This is a genomic window from Lacticaseibacillus chiayiensis, assembly GCF_004123795.1.
Lineage (GTDB): Bacteria > Bacillota > Bacilli > Lactobacillales > Lactobacillaceae > Lacticaseibacillus > Lacticaseibacillus chiayiensis.
The window spans coordinates 53,569-74,886 of the sequence record NZ_MSSM01000017.1; the positions used below are offsets into that span (position 1 = coordinate 53,569).

Sequence of the window (21,318 nt, forward strand, 5' to 3'; positions counted from 1 at the left end):
CGTGCATAACGGATTCCCATGAAGAACAGAAGAAACAAAAATTGAGTGCTGTTTCAGTTATGAAAGCTTAAAAGTAAAACGGTTCTGGAGAGATGATTTCATCTTCCCAGAACCGTTTTTTTTGCATTGTTATGGTTGGAATGCGTTTAGCCGATCCTGACCAACTTATGAAACATTCGTATCACGCATCGTCAAACAATAAAACTTTCCTGATTCTTCAGATAGGTGATTTCGTCGAACGTAATCCGCGTTTGCAGGCGCTGCATGATGTCGCGATTTAGTTTGCCATCTGTGAAGGCTTGTTGGATGAATTCGTACTCTGCGTGGAAGGCTTTGAGGAACATGGCGTAGAGGATGTCGCCGTCGAAGGAGTCGGAGTGGACACGGCGGTGGCGGTCGCGGTAGAAGCGGCGGATGGTGTTGACGGCGCTACGATTTTGCATATTTTCAACGTGGTTCAGATATTTCATGACGGCATTGTACCCAGCCTGTTCAATCGGCAGCAGATCTTCGCCATGCGCGGTAAACTGCCGCTTCCAAAAGATCGGCTCAAGATTAAGCGGCGTGGTTAAAAAGGCATTTTGGGCTTCGTTAAATGCCTTGTACATGCGGCCCATGTTGAAGCTGAAACGAATTCGCAGGAACAGATTTTTCCATAGCCGCTGATCCGCCGTGAAATCGTTTAGATCAATGAAGCGGTTATAGTAATGCGCCTCATCTTGGGTAATAGTTCCATTGGCGCGTAATGCTTCGATGGCAGTTTTCTCCGCGGTGATCGTGCCTTCAAAAATGCTTCGCCGCAGCCGCCGTGATGGGTTGTCGTTGAGAATCATTTCCTGAGCCAAAGCGTCGGCAACGATCTGCGCTTCGCTGTGGTGCTCGGTTTCATCGCGCATCGCATCAATGCCCGCTGATAGCATCCGCCGCAACCAAATGTATTGGCGATTGCGTTTCGGCTGTTTCGGTACGCAAAATGGTAATACGACCACTGGCACAATCAGGCTAAGCAGAATGACCACCGCTGCAATCAGAATCAAACCTTGACGCAGCGCAAATGCATGACCATCAATGGTGCGCGGCATTGAGAAGGCCAAGGACAACGTGATGGTTCCATTAGCGCCGCCCAGCATCATAATCAAGGCATTTCGCCAGCGATTTTTCTTGCCGATGCGGAGTAAGGTGCGGCTCCAGAAGAAGCGGACTAGTGATTTTGCCGCATAAATAAGGACACCGATGCCCACTAGCAAGCCGAACAAGCCGGCTTGTCCACGCAAGGCTTCGATGACGACATTCGGCAGAGATAGCCCTAGCAAAACGAACACCAACCCGGACAAAACAGCTGCGATCATTTCCCAGATATTAGCACTGATAATCTGCATGCGCGCACTGGTCAACCGCAGTCGATCGCGCTCCACGCCTTGCGCAATCCCGGCGGCTACCACCGCCAAAATCCCCGACAGAGCCAGCTCTTCAGCCAAAAAGTAAACCAGCAAGGGCGTCAGCAATTGTATGCCAACCATGATCAGCGGCTCGTCATCACCGATGCGAATGAGCCATGCTCGCAAATTGACGATCAAGGTACCGACAATTGCTCCAACTAAAATACCACCAAAAAAGACAATCAGGAAATCCAATAACGCATCCGTTGCCGAAAACCGGCCGGAAACGTAAGCAGAAAGCGCCAAGTCAAACGCCACAATGCCCGCTGCGTCGTTAAACAGGCTTTCATTATTTAAAAGTTGCATCTGGCTGTTGCTCAAAGGATTCGTCTGCGCCACTGCACTGACCGCCGAAGCATCAGTCGGCGTGACAATCGCAATCAACGCGAACGCCAGACTGAGCGGAATAACCGGGAAAAGCGCATGCACGCTAAACCCTAAAATGATCACCGAAAAGATTACCAAGCCCACTGCCAGCGACACAATATTCGTCAAGGAACGGCCGATTTGAAGTCGCGACGCATTTTGGCCTTCATTGAACAGTAGTGGTGCAATGATGGCGAAGGAAAAAACCGATGGATCAATCGCGAAATTTCGAAACGAGGGCATCACAGCCAACACCGCACCAAGGCCAATCAGGAAAAACGGTAAGGGGATTTTAGGAATATGGCGGGCAAGCAAATTGCCGGCAATCACGGCGGCCAACATAATGCCGAAAATAACAACCTGACCCAAAGAATTCACCCCCTTTAGTCGACCTAATTCGATGCCCCAATTTTAACACCAAATTTATAAAAACACTGGTTGCTAGCTCGTTGACGGATACTGGTAGGAACTTGACGATTTATTGATCATCATGACGCAGTAAAAAAATCCGATGCCAGAACTGCAAGCAATCTGCATGTCTGTCATCGGTATCTTGGTGAGTATTTAGGCTTTAGCATGCATTTGTAACGGCAAACGATCAAGCAAACAAAAACTGCAGTATCTTGGCATCAACGTAAGGATTTTGGTGCAAGCTGCTGTGATACGCTCCAATCGGCGTGCCGCGGTAGATGTAAAGCGAAGTGGAAATTCCGGCCGTCTTGAGTGCTTGTTCGTAACGCTTGACACCGGCCAGACTGACAGCCCAGTCACCTTTTGCCCCGAAAATCTGGCCACCGATGATTAGCGTTTTAACAGATTTAGGAAATTGCGCCAGTTGCGTTGCGGGGTCGCGATAAAATTCGCTGGCGAGTAACACATATTTAATCACTTGCGGCTGCGCGTCGGTGTGTTTGGTCGTCAAATAACGAAAGCTGAGATTGCTGCCCATGGAGTGGCCGACGAGATTAATTTTAGTCACTCGGTGTTCGGTACGCAGCCAATGCAACAAAGCCGTGAGCTGCTGTGTTTCCTTAATTGGTGACTTGGCATCCGCAAAAACGACATTGATCAACGGATTTTTTCCATCGTAGCGCTTAGCACCTGTTACCGTGCGTTTTCCAGTGGCACTCACATTGATGGTTGTAACTTGATTCGTGGCGCGATCCTTTTGAAAACGGCTGACCATGGGCCCAAACGTGAGACTGTTACTTGCATAGCCTGGGACGAAAACCGTGACAACGTGCGTGTTGCGATAAGTACGCGCGTGGATCGGTCGGCTGCCAATTTGCCACCAAAGCCAATAGCCTCCGCCGGCCAGCAAGAATAAGCCGAGGAGGGTTTTCCATAGCCAATGATGACGTTTCCGCTGTTTGTGCCTCATGTACAGCCTCCTCGAAAGTAGGTGAGTAGACGGCGTTAAAAATGTGGTCGGAACTTTTGCGTACGTGTTTTGAAGTCAATCTATTTTGACTTTTGGAAAAATGACCCGCACAGAATCGGCCGATTGTTGCGTGCCTGCAGTTTCCGGTTATTGTCCGGGAAAAGTCGTTGGAAACGGTGCAACTGATGCGTGCTGATGGTGATTTCCGCTTGGTCAATCACATACCAGGTCACACCTTCTGTTAGCGGCGGTGTGGTCAACGAGCCAAGGTAGCGATACACCGTTCCTTTTGCCGGAAGCAAACTGTTGAATTGCAACGCTACCGGCTGAGAACTCCCTGCCACAAAATGATCAAGCACGCTGTCCATCAACGGCGTGCCAGCGCCTAATGGTACCAAAACCGCCACCACACAAAGCGCGCCAATAGCCGACCGATGAACAAAATGCCATTCTGCAGCATGCCGATTGGCGGTTTGGTGTTCTGCCGGAACATGAAGATGTGCCTGAACGAAAAACCACTGCGTTTCATCAATCCGCGTGCGGCCTTTTCCAGTCATTCGGATGGTCACCTGATCGTCAACTTCCTGATCGACTAACCATGGCGTCTCGATCGTTAAAGCTGACGGATCTACAGCGGTTGCCTCGCGCAGATCAAGCGGGGATTGTTGTTGACCAAAACCATTTGGCCAGGCGTCTTGATGACGATAATCTAATGGGGGCATTTTTTGAGAGTTCCTTTCGTCACATATTAAATGAATGGATTGGTCTAAAAATAGGCCTTGCCAAAGCAAAACCTGGTTTCCGTCGTTCGAGAGGCAGGAAAGTTATTCATAAGTGATTGATCTGCTGCTTCCTGCTAATCGAGCAGTTTGACTGCCGTGCCGTACGCAACAACGCTTTGCATATCGCCGCCAATTGAACCGGAATCAAACCGCATCATGACGACCGCATCGCCACCAGCTTTACGGGCTTCGTCACGCAGCCGGTCGATTGCCTTTTCCCGCGATTCATGCAGCATATTACTGTAAGCTTTGATTTCACCGCCGACAATATTTTTCAAGCCTGCGCCGATGTTGCTGATCACGTTCTTTGATTGCGTGGTCAAGCCAAAAACTTCGCCAATAATTTCGTAATGCTTCCCGGGGATATTCTCGGTTGTTGTAATCAGAATGTCCTGTGCCATGATAAAACCCGCTTTCTTAACCGAAGTAACGTTGAACAACTTGTTGCAGTCAATCACACTAAAACTAGTTATGTACACAAGCAGTAATATCAAAAGTGCCTGCGACCAGCACCAGATTACCACCGGCATATCTAGATCACAAGTAAAACCACTGCTCCAAAAAAGAACCACATTCTATCATTCGAAATGATAGAACAATTTGACATGTTTTATGTAACTCAAACTGGCGCCAACTCTGATGGTGAAAGCCCGGTTGTTGAAGGTGATCTGCAGGATGAGCGTTGTGGCCATGAGCAAGTTCCACGTGGCGATCACATTGATTATTTAGTAAACAGCCGGTTACAGCATGTTCACGGCGTCCATGTTGATGGTCATGGACCGGTGGATGTTGTCAACTGAATTTTTTCTGAGCAGCCAGAACACTAAAAAGCCATGATTCACGGTGACCATGGCTTTTGGTGTTCGCGTTGACGGATTCCTAAGGGCAACGCTTCTTGGTTGAAGGGTATGAAGTCGCTTTGTTCATTGGGAAACTTTAATGACAATGCGGCCTTCGTGGCGAGGATCATCGAGTAATTGATGGCCTTTGATGAAACCTTCGCGGGTAAAAGGGAGCACGTAACCGACTTTGACGGTGACCTCGCCTTGTGCCATTAAATCAACAAGCGTCTTCAAAGCTTGACCAACTTCGGAGCCGCCAAGTGGACGAGTGTGGATGAATCGGATGCCGCGGCTCAGTAGCGGTTCAGTATGGCTAACCGAAACGATCAGGCCACCATCTTTGGTCATCGCCACATCGTCATCCCCGCCGAGACCATTCATGGCGGCATTGATAACGACATCGGCGGTTTGTCGCAATTCAGTGACAGGATTACCGTGATCATAAGCAACGAAATGTTCGACACCGAGTCGAGTGACATCCGTTTCATGGCGACTTGCGGCGATGCCAATCACGGATGCTCCGCGTGCCACTGCCAACTGAATCGCTGCCGAACCGACACCACCGGAAGCGCCTTTCACAATCACTGTATCGCCGACTTTGATTTTACCGAGTTCGACCATTCGATAACCGGTGACGCCTGGAGTAATCAATGCCACCCCGGTTTCCGGCGTGATGGTCGATGGCAATAAGACACTCATGTCCGCTGCAGCCGTTGCAATTTCAGCGTAAGCGCTGGTGGTACGAGCAATAACGCGATCACCTACATGAAATTGCGTGACGCGACTGCCAACCGCACTCACAACGCCAGCAACATCATATCCCGGCACCGTCAAGCCGCTGCCACCCATTTGCCGCGCGATCCGATCACGGTTATTAAGGCCGATCGCTTCGGTTTTGATCTGAATTTCCCGCGGTCCCGGCTGCGGTGTCGGTAACTCGATCGCATCAATCACTTCCGGCCCGCCTGCAAAGCTAAAACCATATCCGATCATGTTCTTTCCCTCCATTATGGCAAAGTGAGCGCGAGCCAGCGCGGTTAGAAGCCGGAGTGTAAGTGGCCTTGGGCGTAATGGCCGGGCTTAGGCCATTGCGACCAAGGTCCTTACATGCAGGCTACTGCGCTGGGGAGCGCGTTATGGTGAGCGCGAGCCAGCGCGGTTAGAAGCCGGAGTGTAAGTGGCCTTGGGCGTAATGGCCGGGCTTAGGCCATTGCGACCAAGGTCCTTACACGCAGGCTACTGCGCTGGGGAGCGCGTTATAGCCAACTTGAACTAGCGGCATTGTAACCATGATTTGAGGAAAAGACAATCAAAGTGACTTGAAAAGACTTCACTCACCGATCGTCTTGATGCGGACGGGGATCGAAGCCGTGGAGCTGGCCTTTAAATTCATCTGGGAATGAGCTGACGGGTGTGTGGTGTTCCCAGCTGGCTGCCACTTCATCGTCAACCGGTTCATTGTGTTCACTGTAATCTAAGCCTAGTTTTTCGGCGGCAGGGGAGACACGGATGCTGACGAAGTGGGATAGCACAACGGTGATGATGGTAACCATTGCGCCGACCAGCATGATGACAATCAAGGTGCCAGCCAGTTGGATCAATAAAAGATGCCAACCGCCGCCGTAAGCCAAACCGGCGTGGGCAATGGCTGGGGCAACTTGCTTGCTGGCGAAAACGCCGGTTAAGATGCTGCCGACAATCCCGGAGACGCCGTGACAGCCAAAAGCATCTAACGTGTCATCAATACCGAGACGCGGCTTGATTTTGCTGATAAACCAGTAGCTGGCCAACGTTGACAAAACGCCGATGCAGGCCGCGCCAAAACTCGTGACATAACCAGTTGCCGGGGTGATGCCGACCAATCCGCACAAGGCGCCGGTGCATGTGCCGATCAAGGTAGGATGGCCGGTTTGCCAGATGTCGAGGCACATCCAAGTCACCAATGCTGCAGCCGCGCCAACTGAAGTGGTCAAAGCAGCGGTCATGGCGGCTTGATTTACCCCTAGTGCAGATCCAGCATTGAAGCCGTACCATCCGATCCATAAAATGGCAGTTCCCAACAGCACCCACGGCCGATTATACGGAATGGTATGCTCATCGGTTCGGCGTCCGAGAAACGCCGATAGTGTCAGTGCTGTGACCCCCGCATTAATATGAATGACCGTTCCGCCGGCAAAATCGAGCACGCCGAGACCGGCCAACAAACCATGAGGACTCCAGATCAAATGCACTAGCGGGTAATAAACTAGTAACGACCACAAAACAATGAACCACGTCAAAAACTTAAAATGCATCCGACCCACAACTGCGCCAACAAATAAAGCCGGCGTAATGATCGCAAACATCATTTGAAAAAGGACATAAACCCCAGTCGGAATTCTGGCGGTCGTCACGGCACTAAGCGATAAGCCACTTAGGAAAAGGTGATGTACCTGTCCGATGATGCCGAACAGATCGCCATTAAAACTCAATTCGTAACCAACGGCAACCCACAACAAAATGGCAATGCCGGTGATATAAAAAACCGACAACATGGTATTAATCACGTTACGTTTTGAAACCAGTCCACCATAAAAGAAAGCAAGCCCCGGCGTCATAAACCAAACCAAAACACTTGCAATGATCACAAACCCCGTATCGGCTAAATTCATCGATGCCACCTCATTCATCTTGATTGGTGGTATTGTAGCATGGCTTTTTGGCAAAACGAGGTGGTTCAATGTAAAACCTATCTAGATCAGTATGTAGATACGGTGCAAGAATGCTTCTATGAAAGGCTTATACAAGTTGCAAAAAATTATTTCCTGCGTCAGGTTATGTGACACAAGAACTTGACGGTTGTCAGAAAAATCGATTTGTATTGGATTGGTCCATGCTGTTGTTGTCATCAAAATCCAAAAGTGATCATTCAAAAATCTAGTTTGCTGCTTCATAATTCACTGACATCGTACAAAAACGGACGCAATCGCCAATGTTTTGGAAAATTGCGTCCACCTTCTGTTACGTCATGGTTAATTTGTCAAAAATTTTAAATGCTTAGTGCCAATGCGGAGCAATCGTAGGTTAGATGGGGCTCAGACCGTCTCCGCTCTAGCTTCGCGTCGCCACCCAATTCGGCCGGAGATTGGCACGACTTGGAAGTAATTTACGTACGGTCCCTTAAAGTTCCCCATCCGCAATTTGCCCAAGCACCGACTTAGACGGAATAAAGAACAGTTCACCAGTCAGCGGGGTAGAGAAATCAAGCAAACGGTCAGAGTTGTCAAACATGCCTTGCAACATTCGCTTGGTGACGGACCAGTGGCGGGCATAGCCGATGAAATAAGTGCCGTTAAGCTTTTCGGCTGGACTGCTGAACGGAACATTCATCCGCACGATCTTATGTTCCACGCCGCCTTCATTATCCTGTGAGACCACGTTGTGTGAGTTGACGAGTTTCTCTTCATCGGCCAGCTCGAAATCATTGAACTTTTTGCGGCCAATTGCCTTTTCCTGATCCTCGGTTTTCAGTTTGTTCCAAGCATCGAGGTTATGTTTGTATTTCTGGGCGAAGGCATAAGAACCATTTTCAAATGCAGGATCTTCATCGCCAATCACCGCGTATTCCGGCGTGTCCAGTGCACTCGGGTTTTCGGTGCCATCGACAAAACCGATAATGGCGCGGCCTTCAAAATAGCGGAAGCCATGGGTCTCGTCAATCGTTATCGTGTTGTCGCCGATAATTTCCATAATTTCCGACATTAGCTCAAACGGGACAGCGGAATTTTGCGACCGGATGTGGAAAAATAAATCAGCCGGTGTCGCCACAGCGGTGTATTTTGGGCCCACAATCGGTTGGAACTCTTCTAACTCCTTTGGTCGTTCAGCGTCAGGAAAAAGATAATCCCACGCCTTCCGCGATAAACCGAATGCGGAGGCTAACTTCGCATCAGGATAACGAATATTCAGGCTATTAATGAATGCCGGCAGATGATCCGCCAAATCGGCAATCATTTCCTTGTCGCTTGCGACGTCCTCGCGCTTGAGATCAAACGTTGCGAAAATAATATCTGATCCTGCGTCTTTATACACATCCTGCACATCCCGTAAATCAATTGCCATACTTTCTCCTCCCAACTAGAATCATTCTAACCTAAGTTCAGTTTAGCATAGCAATTTGGGAATGCAATGATTTTCACTTGCACACAATCATTTGTTTCAAAGCCTCCATGACAGGTATAAAAAGCACTGACAGAGCAACATCTTGGGCTTTTTCGCATTGAAAATTCGCGTTGGATCAGTATAGCAATGAGCGCATTTTAAACCATTGCCTAGGGTGGTAAAGTAAGGACAAAGGTTGTGATGTTTTGACAATGACAATAATGAACCAAGTTGAATTGGTCATTCGACTGTTGGTCGCAGCGTTTTGCGGATTTGCCATTGGCTTTGAACGCAAAAATCGCTTTAAAAACGCTGGTATTCGAACACACATGATTGTTGCGCTCGGTTCAGCGCTGATTATGATTGTTTCCAAATATGGCTTTTTCGATATTTTGTATTTAAAAAATATGGCGTTAGATCCTTCCCGTATCGCGGCTCAGATTGTCAGCGGTGTCAGTTTTCTTGGTGCCGGTGCGATTTTGGTGCGGCACAATAACGTTAATGGTCTAACAACGGCTGCGGGGGTGTGGACGACTGCGGCTGTCGGGATGGCGATTGGGGCCAAGCTGTATATCCTCGGATTATCAGCCACGGCTTTGGTTTTGTGCATTCAGGTTCTGCTGCATCATCATTATCGTTGGTTGCCGAGTGGAGATAACGGCATTTTGACGATTCGGATTCGCAATGAAGGTTTCGACATGGAGCACATGCGGCAAACGCTTGGCAAGTATCATATCAAGGTTTTGAATGTTTCCATCAAACGTGAAGGTGATGAAGTGAAAATGAGTTTGCATGTCGAAACCGAGGCTAACGAAGATATGCGCCGTTTGCTGATGTTTTATGCAGATAACCCCAACATCATTTCGATCGAGTTTTAGCCTGGCAGCCGGTCTGAAAATGTTCAGCGAGACGGTGTTATTTGTGAAACCTGCGATAATCTGATAATATATGTAGAAATCTTTTAAGCGAGGTATGAAATTGCTCACAGTAAACAATGTTTCGATGACGTTCTCGGATCGGAAGCTGTACGAAGACGTCAACCTGAAATTCACGCCCGGCAATTGTTATGGCATTATCGGTGCTAACGGAGCGGGGAAATCAACTTTTCTAAAAATTCTTGAAGGCGAACTGACGCCGACGACTGGGACCGTCAGTCTATCACCAAACGAGCGCATGAGCAGCTTAAAACAGGATCACTTTGCGTTCGACGATCAAACCGTCATGAACACTGTTTTGCAGGGGTGGGAACGGCTGTATCGGGTGATGACGGAAAAAGATGCACTTTACGCCAAGGCAGATTTTACCGAGGCGGATGGCAATAAAGCTGCCGAACTCGAAGGCGAGTTTGCGGAAATGGATGGCTGGAATGCGGAAAGCGATGCATCGCAATTGTTGCAATCGCTAGGCATTAAAGAAAGCAAACACCAAAAACTCATGGCCGATCTGCCTGAAGGTGAAAAGGTTAAGGTACTGTTGGCACAGGCGCTTTTTGGCAAGCCGGACGTGTTGTTGCTGGACGAGCCGACGAACGGGCTTGACCCTCAGGCGATTAGCTGGCTGGAAGACTTTTTGGCAGACTATGAGCATACCGTGTTAGTTGTTTCCCATGACCGACATTTTCTGAATGCGGTTTGTACCATGATGTGCGACGTTGATTTTGGTAAGATCGAGCTTTACGTCGGCAATTATGATTTCTGGAAGCAGAGTTCCGAGCTAGCATTGCAGCTGCAGAGTCAGGCTAATGCCAAAAAAGAAGAGCAGATCAAGCAGCTGCAGGAATTCGTGGCTCGTTTTTCGGCCAATGCGTCAAAGTCCAAGCAGGCGACTTCGCGCAAAAAGCAACTTGAAAAGATTACATTGGATGATATTCGGCCGAGTTCGCGGAAATACCCATATATCAAGTTTGAACCTGAGCGGACGATCGGGAACGATTTGTTGCGGGTCGAAAATGTTTCCAAGACGATTGATGGCCAGCTGGTGCTGAAGGATGTCAGTTTCATTTTGCGTCCAGGCGATAAAACCGGGATTATCAGCCGTAGTGACGTCACTGCCACGGTCTTGATGCAGTTGCTGGCAGGTGAATTGGAGCCGGATAGCGGCACCATCAGCTGGGGTGTCACGACCAGTCGAGCCGCAATGCCTAAGGATTTAAATCCCGAATTTGATCACGCTGACCTCAACATTCTGGATTGGTTGCGTCAATTCGCCCCACAAGATGAGCAGGATAATACTTTCTTGCGTGGGTTCCTCGGACGGATGCTTTTCTCCGGTGATGAGGTGCTGAAGCAGTTAAATGTCCTGTCCGGTGGCGAAAAGGTGCGGTCGTATCTGGCTAAGATGATGCTGAGCAAGGCCAATGTGTTGATCATGGACGATCCAACTAACCATCTTGATTTGGAAAGTATTACTAGCTTGAATGATGCGTTGATTGATTTTATGGGCTCCGTGATTTTTACCAGTCATGATCATCAGTTCATCCAGACCATTGCCGATCATATCATTGAGGTCGGGCCGCTGGGTGTGGTTGATCGGGCTGACACGAGTTATGATGAGTTTATGCAGCATGAAACTGCGCAGAAGCAGGTGGAAGGCATTTATCCGGAATCGTTGCGGCAGGCTTAGACAGTTAGTTCCGGGTCTTGCCAAACTCCGCAATCTCCGGCGGTTTGGGGCTGGCGACGCGAAGCTAGAGCGGTGGGCACGACTTTGAACCCGCAAAGTGCGCGGTTTCAAAGATCGGCCTTGTTGTAGGCGGGGCAAAAGGCGCCCCACCAACAACAATTCCACGGCTGAGCCCCAAACCGCCTCCGATTGCTCCGCTTTGGCACTAACTATTTTAAGAGCCTAACAGAATATTCTTCAGAAACAGATGAATTGGTTTTCCGCACAAAATTGTGGGAGATAATTCGTCTGTTTTTTGCTTTTTCACCTGCGCACGAGGGATAATACCATTAGATTCTTGTGATGAATAAACGGTATGAAAATCTGGCACAGTGCGTAAGAAGGGATGATCGACATGACCCAACCTGTGATCGCTTTGCTGAGTGTTGGCGGTATTGCAGTTGCATTTGTGGTACTTAATCTCCTGCTGGTGTGGCGGCGACAGGAGAAGTTGAAGCAGAAGCTGCTTGCTGACTGGGGCACGTTGCCGATTAAGCGTGGTGGTAGTGAGCGCTTTTTGAAGGCGGCGTATCTTGATCATGAGGCACAGGTTAAGCATGATTGTCTCATTGATGACTTGACGTGGCGGGATTTGGACATGTTCGAGGTGTTTAAGCAGCTTAATGCTACCCAGAGCAGTGTCGGTGCCGAGCGGGTTTATGCGCAGTTGCGTGCTTACGATCTGGGCAAGCCTGATGTCAATGAAGATCTGATTGATTTTTTCCGAACGCATGCCGAGGAAAGGCTGAAGGTTCAGATGATTTTTGCCGGGCTGGGCGTGGAAACGGCAAATAATAGTCAGCATTACCTGCGCACCACGACACAGGAAGCATTGCCGCATGCCTGGCGTTTTAAAGCACTGGGCGTTCTGCCACTGGTGGGACTCATCTTAATCCCGCTTTTGCCGGCGCTTGGTGTGGTGGTAACGGCTTTGAGTCTCATGGTGAACGTTTTTTATTACGTTGTGAAAAAAGAAGCGCTGGACGCTGAAGTGACGGCGATGGGCTATCTGGTGCGCACGATTGTCACGGCGGAACATCTGGTTAAAATTGACCAGCCAACCCAAACTGTCTTGCGTACCGCCTTGAAACCGATGCGTGGAATCACCCGCCTTGCCTTTGTTTTCCGCACGCGGGATAACAGCACCGCCGATATCATGACCGAATATTTTAGCAGTATGTTTATGCTTGGCTTTATTGCCTACAATAATGTGTTGACGCGCCTGCACAATCGCCATGAACAGGCGTTAGCGTTGTGGCAGGCATTAGGCGACTTGGAGTTGGCGATTGCGATTGCCAATTTTCGCGAGGCCCATGCTGATAGCAGCCAGCCGACTTTTGCCAGTGGCGGGATGACAGCAATCCAGCTTGCTCATCCTTTGCTCACACATCCTGTGACTAATCCGGTCGATTGGCAAAAGAACGCCTTGATCACTGGCGCGAACGCATCTGGTAAATCCACGTATGTCAAAAGTATCGCCGTCAATGCGATTTTGGCGCAAACAATCAATACGGTGTTGGCGAAAGACATGACGATGCAGCCGGGGCTGGTGATCACGGCCATGGCAATCCGTGATGATTTAAGCGAAGGCGACAGTTATTTTGTGGCCGAAATCAAGGCGATTCATCGGCTCTTAAAGGCAGTCGCCGGCAAGCAGCGGATTTACGGTTTCATTGACGAAATTTTGAAGGGTACCAATACCGTGGAACGGATTGCCGCTTCGGCCAGTGTCATCAACTGGTTAAGCCATTATCCTAGTCTGGTAGTGGTTGCAACGCACGACAATGAACTGACCGATATCATGGGCGAACAATGTGTCAATTGGCATTTTCAAGAAAAGGTTACTAAAAAAGATGGCGTTGTCTTTGATTATTTGTTGCATCAAGGGCCCGCAACGTCACACAATGCGATTACGTTATTGGCAACGATGGCGTATCCGGAAACGTTAATCAAAGATGCCCGCACACTAGCGGCTGATTTTGAACGAACCAAAGCATGGCCGAGGTATCGAGAAGGAGGCATTAAGGCGTGACAACCGCCGATCAGATTTTTGAAGCAATCCGGCGTGATCCGGCAAATGTGGCATTTACCGCGCAGGGATGGGATCCGCTTTATCACATTGAATCAGACGCAACCATCTTGATTGCGAGCCAGGCGCCGGGGCGTAAAGCACAGACCACGAAAACTTATTGGAACGACCCAAGTGGCAACCGCTTGCGCACATGGATGGGCGTGACACATGACCAGTTTTATCACAGCGGCAAAATCGCCGTCCTGCCGTTGGATTTTTATTATCCGGGAAAAGGCAAGTCAGGGGATTTGCCGCCGCGGAAAGGCTTTGCAGCCAAGTGGCATCCGCCGTTGTTGGCGCTGATGCCACACATTCAATTAACCATCGTAATCGGTGCATACGCGCAGAAGTATTATCTTGGTAAACGCCGGGAAAAGACGCTGACGGCAACGGTCAAAAACTTTAGGGCGTACCTGCCGACATACTTTCCCATTGTCCATCCTTCACCGCTGAACTATGGCTGGGTGAATCGCAATCCGTGGTTTATGGATGAGGTTGTGCCGGCATTGCAACAGCGGGTGGCGCGGTTGATGGCGTGATGAAAAAAACTTTCTTGTCACTGCATCGCTAATGACTTGAATGGGGCGATTAGCCAAACTGTACTTTTGCGTGATCAACTAGGAGTGGCAGAGAGGTCACTAGTTTTGGTACCGCGCCCATGCAGATGAAAGAATAGATTGAGATGCTTGGAGAATTCTACATTTTCGAATGATGGTTGTTTGGATGTAACATGGCAAATCTTCTTTTCAATGTGGACACACTAATACCTGATCTTTTTGAAACTTCACGAAATGTGTTACCGCAAGTTTTCCATTTGTAAGCATTTTCAATTTGCGCATCACTATATGTACGCTTGCGTCCCTCTTTGTAGTTGGGATTATGCTCCCGTGCGTATTTTTTGCCTTCTTGTGTTCTTGTGAGAATCATATCGCGTTCGAATTGTGCAAAGGCAGAAAATACAGTGAAGATTAATTTACCTGTAGGGGTTTCATCTATTAGTCCAACATTGAGTATGTATACAGCAACCTGTCGATCAAATAGTGATTGCATCACTTCAAGTGCTTCATGCGTGTTTCGGGCAAATCTATCAAGCTTTGTCACAACCAGTACATCTCGAGGCTTTAGTTTTTTTAATAATTTTTCAAATACAGGTCTATATATTGTCGTGCCGGTATACTTTTCTTTATAGATTTTATCAACACCCGCATTAAGCAACTCTTGTACTTGGCTTTCAAGCATTTGTCCTTCTGTACTGACGCGTGCATATCCATATTTCATTAGCGATTGCTCCTCATAAAGTTTTTAAATATTAAGATACAATGCTGAATAGAGCGTGAAGACCTAGTCATATCAATAGCCAAAGAGTAGGTTACGTTTTCTCTAGAATCGAGAACAGCGTATCACCCATGTTTGACTCCTTTAACTTCGTGATTGAAAGGCGAAGCATATATCTCTTGTTAATTGGTGGATGAAACTTTACGAAGGCCAAAATCATTTGATTCTCGACACCTTTATAACTAACTTAATTCGTCGAATTTCTTGTCTGAGCAAAGATAAGTCTGACAGTACTAGGAAATTAGTTTGATTTGCCATGGCAATGTCTGTGTTAATCATCTCAGCCGCAGTTTCCGCTATATTTTGTGATCAGTTAGTCCATACCAAGCTTGAAATAAGTTTGCGTTTCGTGACAATACTGCGTTATTTGTATCCTGATCTTGCATTTTTGCAAAGGCGATAGGCGGTCGTTTTACATTTGCCAATCAACCAATATATGTCTGTAACGGTAACCAACGCTATTTGCACAAGATTTATTGGAAGCTGTGCTCAAGCCAATTTTATCTCCATGGGGATGTGTAATTGCGATCGTCGTGAGGGCATTGCTAGCTTTTCTTCACTACCATTCGTGTGGTCATGCGGGTTCTATTGCATCGTTTAACGGGCAATTAAAGTTCATGTTAAGTTTGTTCCAAGCGGCATTAAGCACTTGCTCATCTTGCAGATAGTTAATTTTAATCCGTAAAACAGGCGAAATGTTAAGCGCAACCGTTTTCGTTTGAACTAATTCACATAAGCGGTGTTGAGACTTTCTTTCCATGCATGCTGCCAAAGTGTTACGTATATGCGGTAATGACTGGAAACCATATGCATCATTCTAGCACGATAACCGCAGCGTGACTATCAAATCAAGATCTCAATGTCAAAGTACGCTTCACGTCATGCAGAGATCGCTGTTCTTCATTGGTTAAAGAACTTTGTACATTTGACCATTAGGCCAGTGGGTAAGAATAGCGAGAACCATTCTTTTAGATGCATAATAGCAAACTACTTGATTGTAGTTATGCTAATTTAAGCTCAATATTATTATTGACGTCAAGTAGTGTTGACTTGTCACCTTAAAAACATATCTCCATCATTCGTAACGGGCGTTATGATAGAAAATAACGTTATTAAACAGGAAGCTATCCGAACAAACACATGAGTTAAGAATTAAAAAAAAGCTCAAGCCATCAAAGATAGTTTACCAAGTGGCGAACATATCTTCGGTAGCATGATCTATTTCTGCAAAATGAATGTATCGTGACTCGCATTTTTCAGTGCTTGATAAGTTTTTCTTTTGATGGTGGCTGCCGTTTGTACAAGGATCTAATTCGTTTGACGTTCAGTCGAATAGGCGTCAACTCAATCCGTTCTGCATGCCAATAAAGGCTGTCCAACAGCAGTAAGTGACATTAACTAAAACCTTGGAGATTCGTTTTTTTCGAATCCCCAAGGTTTTTTCAGATTGACCGTCTAGGAATTGCCAGAGGTCGGTTATTTTCTAATTTTGAGCATGTTTGTGAACTTTTTCGTTAGTTAACCTCATTGTCGTTGAGATCTACTAAACATATATTTGGTCGCCTGAGAGCGCTTTTTTCAGGTAACGATGCCAATGATAACAGAACAATGGCATGTTAGTTTCGCTGCACTTGGAAAAATTAAAAAATCGATCAGCATTTCCAAATTCAATTAATGATCATATAAAACCTGGATTTTCAGGGAAATCATAGACAAAAAAATAATCTGATGAGTGACCACAACTCGAAAGATCCGAACCACAGACTACATGTCGTTATTGTACAACATTTATGTTGATATTGATAGCTAGCAGTATATTTTTATGACAAGTCATATTTTCTATTTTTGTTATTTAAATTAAAAGATTTAGAGATATTTTTAGATCAAATCTCTCAAGTTATGAGCGTTTTAGGACTTACAGAATACATATACATCTTTTTTAGTGAGGTGAGTGGCAAGGCTCTATCCATAAAGCTGGTTCCAAAAAATTGCTAATTTCGAAATGGAGGTAAGCTATGAACAAAAGGAAACTAGCGCAGCGAGCATATTCCTTGATAATGATATTCTTGCTGTTCTTACAGTCATCAGCTCAAACTGTGGGAGCTGTTACGTCTGGTTCCGGCGCGGGCAATGATTCTACAAAGATTCAACTTCTAGGGGCAAACCAAACAGCTGCTGGATCACGAGACATTGACTTGAAGCTATCAGTAAGCAATCCAGTGAATGATAGTATTCACAGGGAAGTTTCCGTGTCTTTTTCTAATAATCAGGAACTGAAAGAGACGCATGATGCTAACATTCTTGATGAAAATCAAAAAATCATCGGAAAGTATACCTATTCGGGCAAAAATTTACAGTTAGAATTTTTAGGTCATGTTTCCGAAACAGTGACCATTCAATTGAGTCTCACGAATGTTTCATCTTTAGCGGGATTCGTCAACTTCTCAGTGGATGGTCAAAAAGTTGCTGCAAAGCTATCTGATACTGCATCAGCAACAAAGGTTAGTAAGCCTTTAGCCAATGTTAGCAGCAAGATGGTATCTAATGTTGCAGCGACAACTCAAAAGACAACATCAGTTTCGGAGATCACTGATGGCAATGATATTTCGCAGTATTTACCAGATAACTCACGTGGGACAATCATTACCGGAGCACAGATTGTGTTTACAGATGCTAACGGTAATACTGTTGCCCCTACACAGGTGACTAAAGATACCAACCTTAATTTTCAATATACGTGGGCAATTCCCGATGAGCTGAAAAACGGTTATCAGGTTAAAGAGGGCGACTATTTTTCATTCAAGCTGCCTGAAGGAATTACCTATAAACCGGGCACAGGCGATCTCGGTGGCTATGGCACTTATAGCATAGCTGCTGATGGCACAGTTAAGTTCACTTTTAATCGCAATATCGAGAATGTGAACCATGTTAAAGGGACTTTTGGATATAGCTCAACCATTAGTAACAATTTGTTGTCAGGCAAAGAAAATATTGTCATTGAAACGACTGTGGGTCCGGTAACGATACCGATCGTTGCTCATCCGTCAGGCGGCAACAATATTGCTAAAACTGGACGATTGACCGGAGCTAACACATCTGGTAATAATCCAACCGGTATTACGTGGGATGTTACGATCAACACGAATGGTCAAGAACTAAAGAACGCGACGGTTTCCGATTCGATGCCGAGTGATACGAGCAATACTGTACCAACAATGCTGAAGTCAGTTGCTGTGTACCCCTTGATAGTTGACTTGAATGGCAACGTTACAAAAGTCGGTGAGCCGCTTAAAGAGGGGACGGATTATCGCGTCGAAAATGGGAAAATCACGTTTATTGGTGCATATGCAGATACTTATCAAGCGTTCAAGATTGAATACACGAGCGGCATTGATACTAGTAAGCTGCCGGACAATGGTGGAGGATTAACTTTTAAAAACGAAGCAACTTTAACTAACAATGGTAACAATGACAAAGCTGATGCGACCGTCTACGCCAACTATGGAAAACTTCTGAACAAGAGTTTTGATGGTCAGGATAGTAATGGGGGTCAAAAGTACAATTGGCACATTGATTACAATTATGGTGAAAAGGCGCTTCCTGCTAACACCAAGTTGGTAGACACGTTATCAAAAGGACAGATTTTTCCTGCTGACGATCAGCTTAAATTAGTTGATGAGGCAGGTGCACCTATCAACGCCGATCAATACGAAGTGACTTACAACGCAGATAGAACCGAAATGACGATTACTTTCCCAAATGGACTGAATAAGGGGGTGAAAATTTCATATCAGTCACAAGTCACCAGTGCCATAACCGATAAGGGTGAAAAGATTAGCAATTCGGTAACCAGCAACGGACAAACATCGAATTCTGGAGATCATTTAGTTGGCCAGCAGGGGCTAACTAAGTATCTAGGAGCTGTTGATTACAACGCCAAGACCGTTTCTTGGAACTTTGATATCAATATGGCCCGTCAAGACATGAGCAATTGGTCAATGACTGATCCAGTTCCGGATGGGCTGACCGTAGACTATGGTTCCTTTGTTTTAAAGGATAAAGACCACAATATAACCCTTAAAGAAGGAACAGATTATGTCATTAACAAGCAGGAAAACGGTTTTACCATATCCTTTGTTAATGCTTTAAAAGAACATGCAGCAAGTTGGTATACGTTAAGTTATAAAACTAGCTTTGACACGAATGATCTTCCAGCTGGAGGCAAGTGGACGAACACTGCTACGGCAACTTGGACTGATAAAAACGGTGACAACCATACAAATGAGGGACAGGCAGGGTTCACACCTAAGACTGAGTTTAGAAATGATGGCAGCAAGTCAGGAAGCTATAATGCCGTTACAAAGCAGATTACTTGGACTGTGGTTGCTAACTATAATCAACGTCAACTCAGCAACGCCTCTATCACTGATTCAATCATCGGTGACCAAGACTATGTAGCTGATAGTGCTAAGCTATATGAGGCCTCTATTAATGCAGATGGCTCATATGTTTTAGGTACGCAAGTTGCGGCCGCTAATATTCTCTTTGACAGTACTAAGAAACAGCTCGCTGTTAAATTACCGGATAATAGTTCTAAGACCTATGTATTGATTTACCAGACTAGCCTTTCGGGGAAGGTGATTGATCAGAAGTCGTATGACAATACAGCTACCTATACTAACAACAAAAGATCCAGTAATTTAACGGCACAGGTGTGGGTGCCGAATAGCGGCAACGTTTTGGATAAGAGCGGCCAGCAAGATCCAACCGATTCTTCTTATGCGTTATGGACAATATGGGTCAATAAAGCACAGTCAACTATCGATGATACAGTTGTTACCGATAAACCTTCCGAAAATCAGATTATTGATCAAAACTCCATTGTCATTTATCCAGGCAAGGTAGCACCTAATGGAACCTTTACTGAAGATAAGACTAATCCTCTAGTACTTGGTAAAGATTATGCTGTGGAATTGCAGACTGATAATGCAACAGGTCAGCAAACCTTGAAGATTTCCTTTGAAAAGGAGATCAATTCGGCTTATTCGATTCACTATCGCTCATTGATCAATTCTTCAAAGATCAATGATACGCTAACAAATACAGCTTCGATATCAGGCAAAGGTGAAAAGGATGTTGATGACAATACCAGCGGATGGACTCAAGTCGTTAACAACAACGGATCAGCAACTGGTGAGAATACCAATCTGGTTCTTACCAAGCGTGATGCTGACACCTCAAAGTTAATTGCTGGGGCTTCTTTTGAACTTTGGTCGGATGTTTCCGGACAAAAGGGCCAGAAACTTCGTACAGGGACAACGGATTCTGCTGGTAATATCACATGGAATAATCTTAAATCTGGGAAGTATATTTTAGTTGAAACAAAGGCGCCGGTCGGCTATGTCATTCCTACCAGTTTAGCTAATGGGAAGGAAATCAGCCTTCAGTATAGTGATGCAAATGCAGATAACAAAGTCTTTGTTCCGATTACTAACCAGCAAGGTAAAGTAACGATTGAAAAGTTTGACGCTGATAGCTCAAAACCTTTAGCTGGGGCGATATTTGAGCTTTATAAGAAAGATGGGACTAAGATTGCTTCAGATCTTAAGACAGGATCTGATGGGACTGTAAGTTATGCGGGGATAGGTGCTGGAGACTACTATATTGTTGAAACAAAAGCACCTGATGGATATAAGCTAGATGCAACTCATCATGCTTTTTCTATTGACGGAAACAATATTCAATTAAAGATTCCAGTTAGGGATGAAAAGTCCTCTGGAAGCGTTCTTTTAACAAAAACAGATAGTGATACGGGTAAAGCCCTTCCTGGTGCAGTGTTTGATCTGTATAAAGCAGATGGGACCAAAGTTGCCAGCGGCCTAACGACAGACGCAAAGGGTCAGATCCAAGTTAAAGATTTGAAGCCCGGTGACTACTACTTTATTGAAACAGCAGCGCCAGCTGGTTATGAGCTCAATGACAGTAAACTGAACTTCACGATTGCGTTACAGACAACGACTAAAGTGGCGACTGTTTCGGCAACGAATGCAGAAAAGACTGGAACCGTTGTTTTGAACAAGACAGATGGTGATACTGGCAAAGCCTTACCTGGAGCGGTGTTTGATCTGTATAAAGCAGATGGGACCAAAGTTGCCAGCGGCTTGACGACAGACGCAAAAGGTCAGATCCAAGTTAAAGATTTGAAGCCAGGTGACTACTACTTTATTGAAACAGCAGCGCCAGCTGGTTATGAGCTCAATGACAGTAAACTAAACTTCACGATTGCGTTACAGACAACGAC

At 46.3% G+C, this 21,318-nt stretch carries 14 protein-coding genes; 6 read left to right on the plus strand and 8 right to left on the minus strand.

From position 1 onward, the window contains the following. Positions 1 to 191: 191 nt before the first annotated feature. The 4 genes from BVJ53_RS07600 to BVJ53_RS07615 form a co-directional block, all read right to left on the minus strand. Positions 192 to 2,174, minus strand: coding sequence for a cation:proton antiporter (locus BVJ53_RS07600; protein ID WP_129301893.1), 1,983 nt, complete (start codon positions 2,172 to 2,174; stop codon positions 192 to 194). A 229-nt stretch (positions 2,175 to 2,403) separates the two neighbouring features. Beyond that, on the minus strand, positions 2,404 to 3,186 hold the full coding sequence (locus BVJ53_RS07605; RefSeq protein ID WP_129301894.1) for an alpha/beta fold hydrolase: 783 nt from the start codon (positions 3,184 to 3,186) through the stop codon (positions 2,404 to 2,406). A gap of 80 nt (positions 3,187 to 3,266) precedes the next feature. Continuing rightward, positions 3,267 to 3,908 carry a carbonic anhydrase family protein gene (locus BVJ53_RS07610; RefSeq protein ID WP_129301895.1) on the minus strand — a complete coding sequence of 214 codons (642 nt, stop codon included), beginning with the start codon at positions 3,906 to 3,908 and terminating at the stop codon, positions 3,267 to 3,269. 134 nt (positions 3,909 to 4,042) lie between these two features. Then, on the minus strand, positions 4,043 to 4,369 hold the full coding sequence (locus BVJ53_RS07615; RefSeq protein ID WP_047107266.1) for a heavy metal-binding domain-containing protein: 327 nt from the start codon (positions 4,367 to 4,369) through the stop codon (positions 4,043 to 4,045). Positions 4,370 to 4,573: 204 nt separating this feature from the next. Between BVJ53_RS07615 and BVJ53_RS07620 the strand changes: the two genes are divergently transcribed. Then, positions 4,574 to 4,768 carry a hypothetical protein gene (locus BVJ53_RS07620; protein ID WP_129301896.1) on the plus strand — a complete coding sequence of 65 codons (195 nt, stop codon included), beginning with the start codon at positions 4,574 to 4,576 and terminating at the stop codon, positions 4,766 to 4,768. A 123-nt stretch (positions 4,769 to 4,891) separates the two neighbouring features. Here BVJ53_RS07620 and BVJ53_RS07625 read toward each other — a convergent pair whose 3' ends face one another. The 3 genes from BVJ53_RS07625 to BVJ53_RS07635 form a co-directional block, all read right to left on the minus strand. Beyond that, positions 4,892 to 5,803, minus strand: a complete 912-nt coding sequence (locus BVJ53_RS07625) for an NADP-dependent oxidoreductase (protein WP_129301897.1) — start codon at positions 5,801 to 5,803, stop codon at positions 4,892 to 4,894. Positions 5,804 to 6,144: 341 nt separating this feature from the next. Continuing rightward, a complete protein-coding gene (locus tag BVJ53_RS07630; protein WP_129301898.1) occupies positions 6,145 to 7,461 on the minus strand; it encodes an ammonium transporter in 1,317 nt (438 codons plus the stop codon). Positions 7,462 to 7,969: 508 nt separating this feature from the next. After that, entirely contained in the window at positions 7,970 to 8,911 is a 942-nt protein-coding gene (locus tag BVJ53_RS07635) for a Dyp-type peroxidase (RefSeq protein ID WP_129301899.1), read from the minus strand. 251 nt (positions 8,912 to 9,162) lie between these two features. Between BVJ53_RS07635 and BVJ53_RS07640 the strand changes: the two genes are divergently transcribed. From BVJ53_RS07640 to BVJ53_RS07655, 4 genes are all read left to right on the plus strand, one after another. Beyond that, positions 9,163 to 9,828 carry an MgtC/SapB family protein gene (locus BVJ53_RS07640; RefSeq protein WP_167470182.1) on the plus strand — a complete coding sequence of 222 codons (666 nt, stop codon included), beginning with the start codon at positions 9,163 to 9,165 and terminating at the stop codon, positions 9,826 to 9,828. Positions 9,829 to 9,928: 100 nt separating this feature from the next. After that, on the plus strand, positions 9,929 to 11,572 hold the full coding sequence (locus BVJ53_RS07645) for an ABC-F family ATP-binding cassette domain-containing protein (RefSeq protein WP_167470181.1): 1,644 nt from the start codon (positions 9,929 to 9,931) through the stop codon (positions 11,570 to 11,572). A 394-nt stretch (positions 11,573 to 11,966) separates the two neighbouring features. Continuing rightward, positions 11,967 to 13,643 carry a MutS-related protein gene (locus BVJ53_RS07650; RefSeq protein ID WP_129301901.1) on the plus strand — a complete coding sequence of 559 codons (1,677 nt, stop codon included), beginning with the start codon at positions 11,967 to 11,969 and terminating at the stop codon, positions 13,641 to 13,643. Continuing rightward, on the plus strand, positions 13,640 to 14,221 hold the full coding sequence (locus BVJ53_RS07655) for a uracil-DNA glycosylase family protein (protein ID WP_129301902.1): 582 nt from the start codon (positions 13,640 to 13,642) through the stop codon (positions 14,219 to 14,221). Before BVJ53_RS07650 ends, BVJ53_RS07655 begins: the two co-directional genes overlap by 4 nt. 157 nt (positions 14,222 to 14,378) lie before the next feature. Here the strand turns inward: BVJ53_RS07655 and BVJ53_RS07660 are convergent, their stop codons facing one another. Further along, positions 14,379 to 14,960: a recombinase family protein gene (locus BVJ53_RS07660; RefSeq protein WP_129301903.1), complete on the minus strand. Its 582-nt coding sequence runs from the start codon at positions 14,958 to 14,960 to the stop codon at positions 14,379 to 14,381. 2,072 nt (positions 14,961 to 17,032) lie between these two features. Between BVJ53_RS07660 and BVJ53_RS07665 the strand changes: the two genes are divergently transcribed. Beyond that, on the plus strand, positions 17,033 to 21,318 hold a 4,286-nt coding region (locus BVJ53_RS07665; protein ID WP_129301904.1), incomplete at its 3' end, for a SpaA isopeptide-forming pilin-related protein.

Coding starts and splice junctions, on each gene's coding strand:
- BVJ53_RS07605 (WP_129301894.1), bottom strand. CDS start 3,186: ATGAGGCACAAACAGCGGAAACGTCATCATTGGCTATGGAAAACCCTC.
- BVJ53_RS07610 (WP_129301895.1), bottom strand. CDS start 3,908: ATGCCCCCATTAGATTATCGTCATCAAGACGCCTGGCCAAATGGTTTT.
- BVJ53_RS07615 (WP_047107266.1), bottom strand. CDS start 4,369: ATGGCACAGGACATTCTGATTACAACAACCGAGAATATCCCCGGGAAG.
- BVJ53_RS07620 (WP_129301896.1), top strand. CDS start 4,574: ATGTTTTATGTAACTCAAACTGGCGCCAACTCTGATGGTGAAAGCCCG.
- BVJ53_RS07625 (WP_129301897.1), bottom strand. CDS start 5,803: ATGATCGGATATGGTTTTAGCTTTGCAGGCGGGCCGGAAGTGATTGAT.
- BVJ53_RS07630 (WP_129301898.1), bottom strand. CDS start 7,461: ATGAATTTAGCCGATACGGGGTTTGTGATCATTGCAAGTGTTTTGGTT.
- BVJ53_RS07635 (WP_129301899.1), bottom strand. CDS start 8,911: ATGGCAATTGATTTACGGGATGTGCAGGATGTGTATAAAGACGCAGGA.
- BVJ53_RS07640 (WP_167470182.1), top strand. CDS start 9,163: ATGACAATAATGAACCAAGTTGAATTGGTCATTCGACTGTTGGTCGCA.
- BVJ53_RS07650 (WP_129301901.1), top strand. CDS start 11,967: ATGACCCAACCTGTGATCGCTTTGCTGAGTGTTGGCGGTATTGCAGTT.
- BVJ53_RS07660 (WP_129301903.1), bottom strand. CDS start 14,960: ATGAAATATGGATATGCACGCGTCAGTACAGAAGGACAAATGCTTGAA.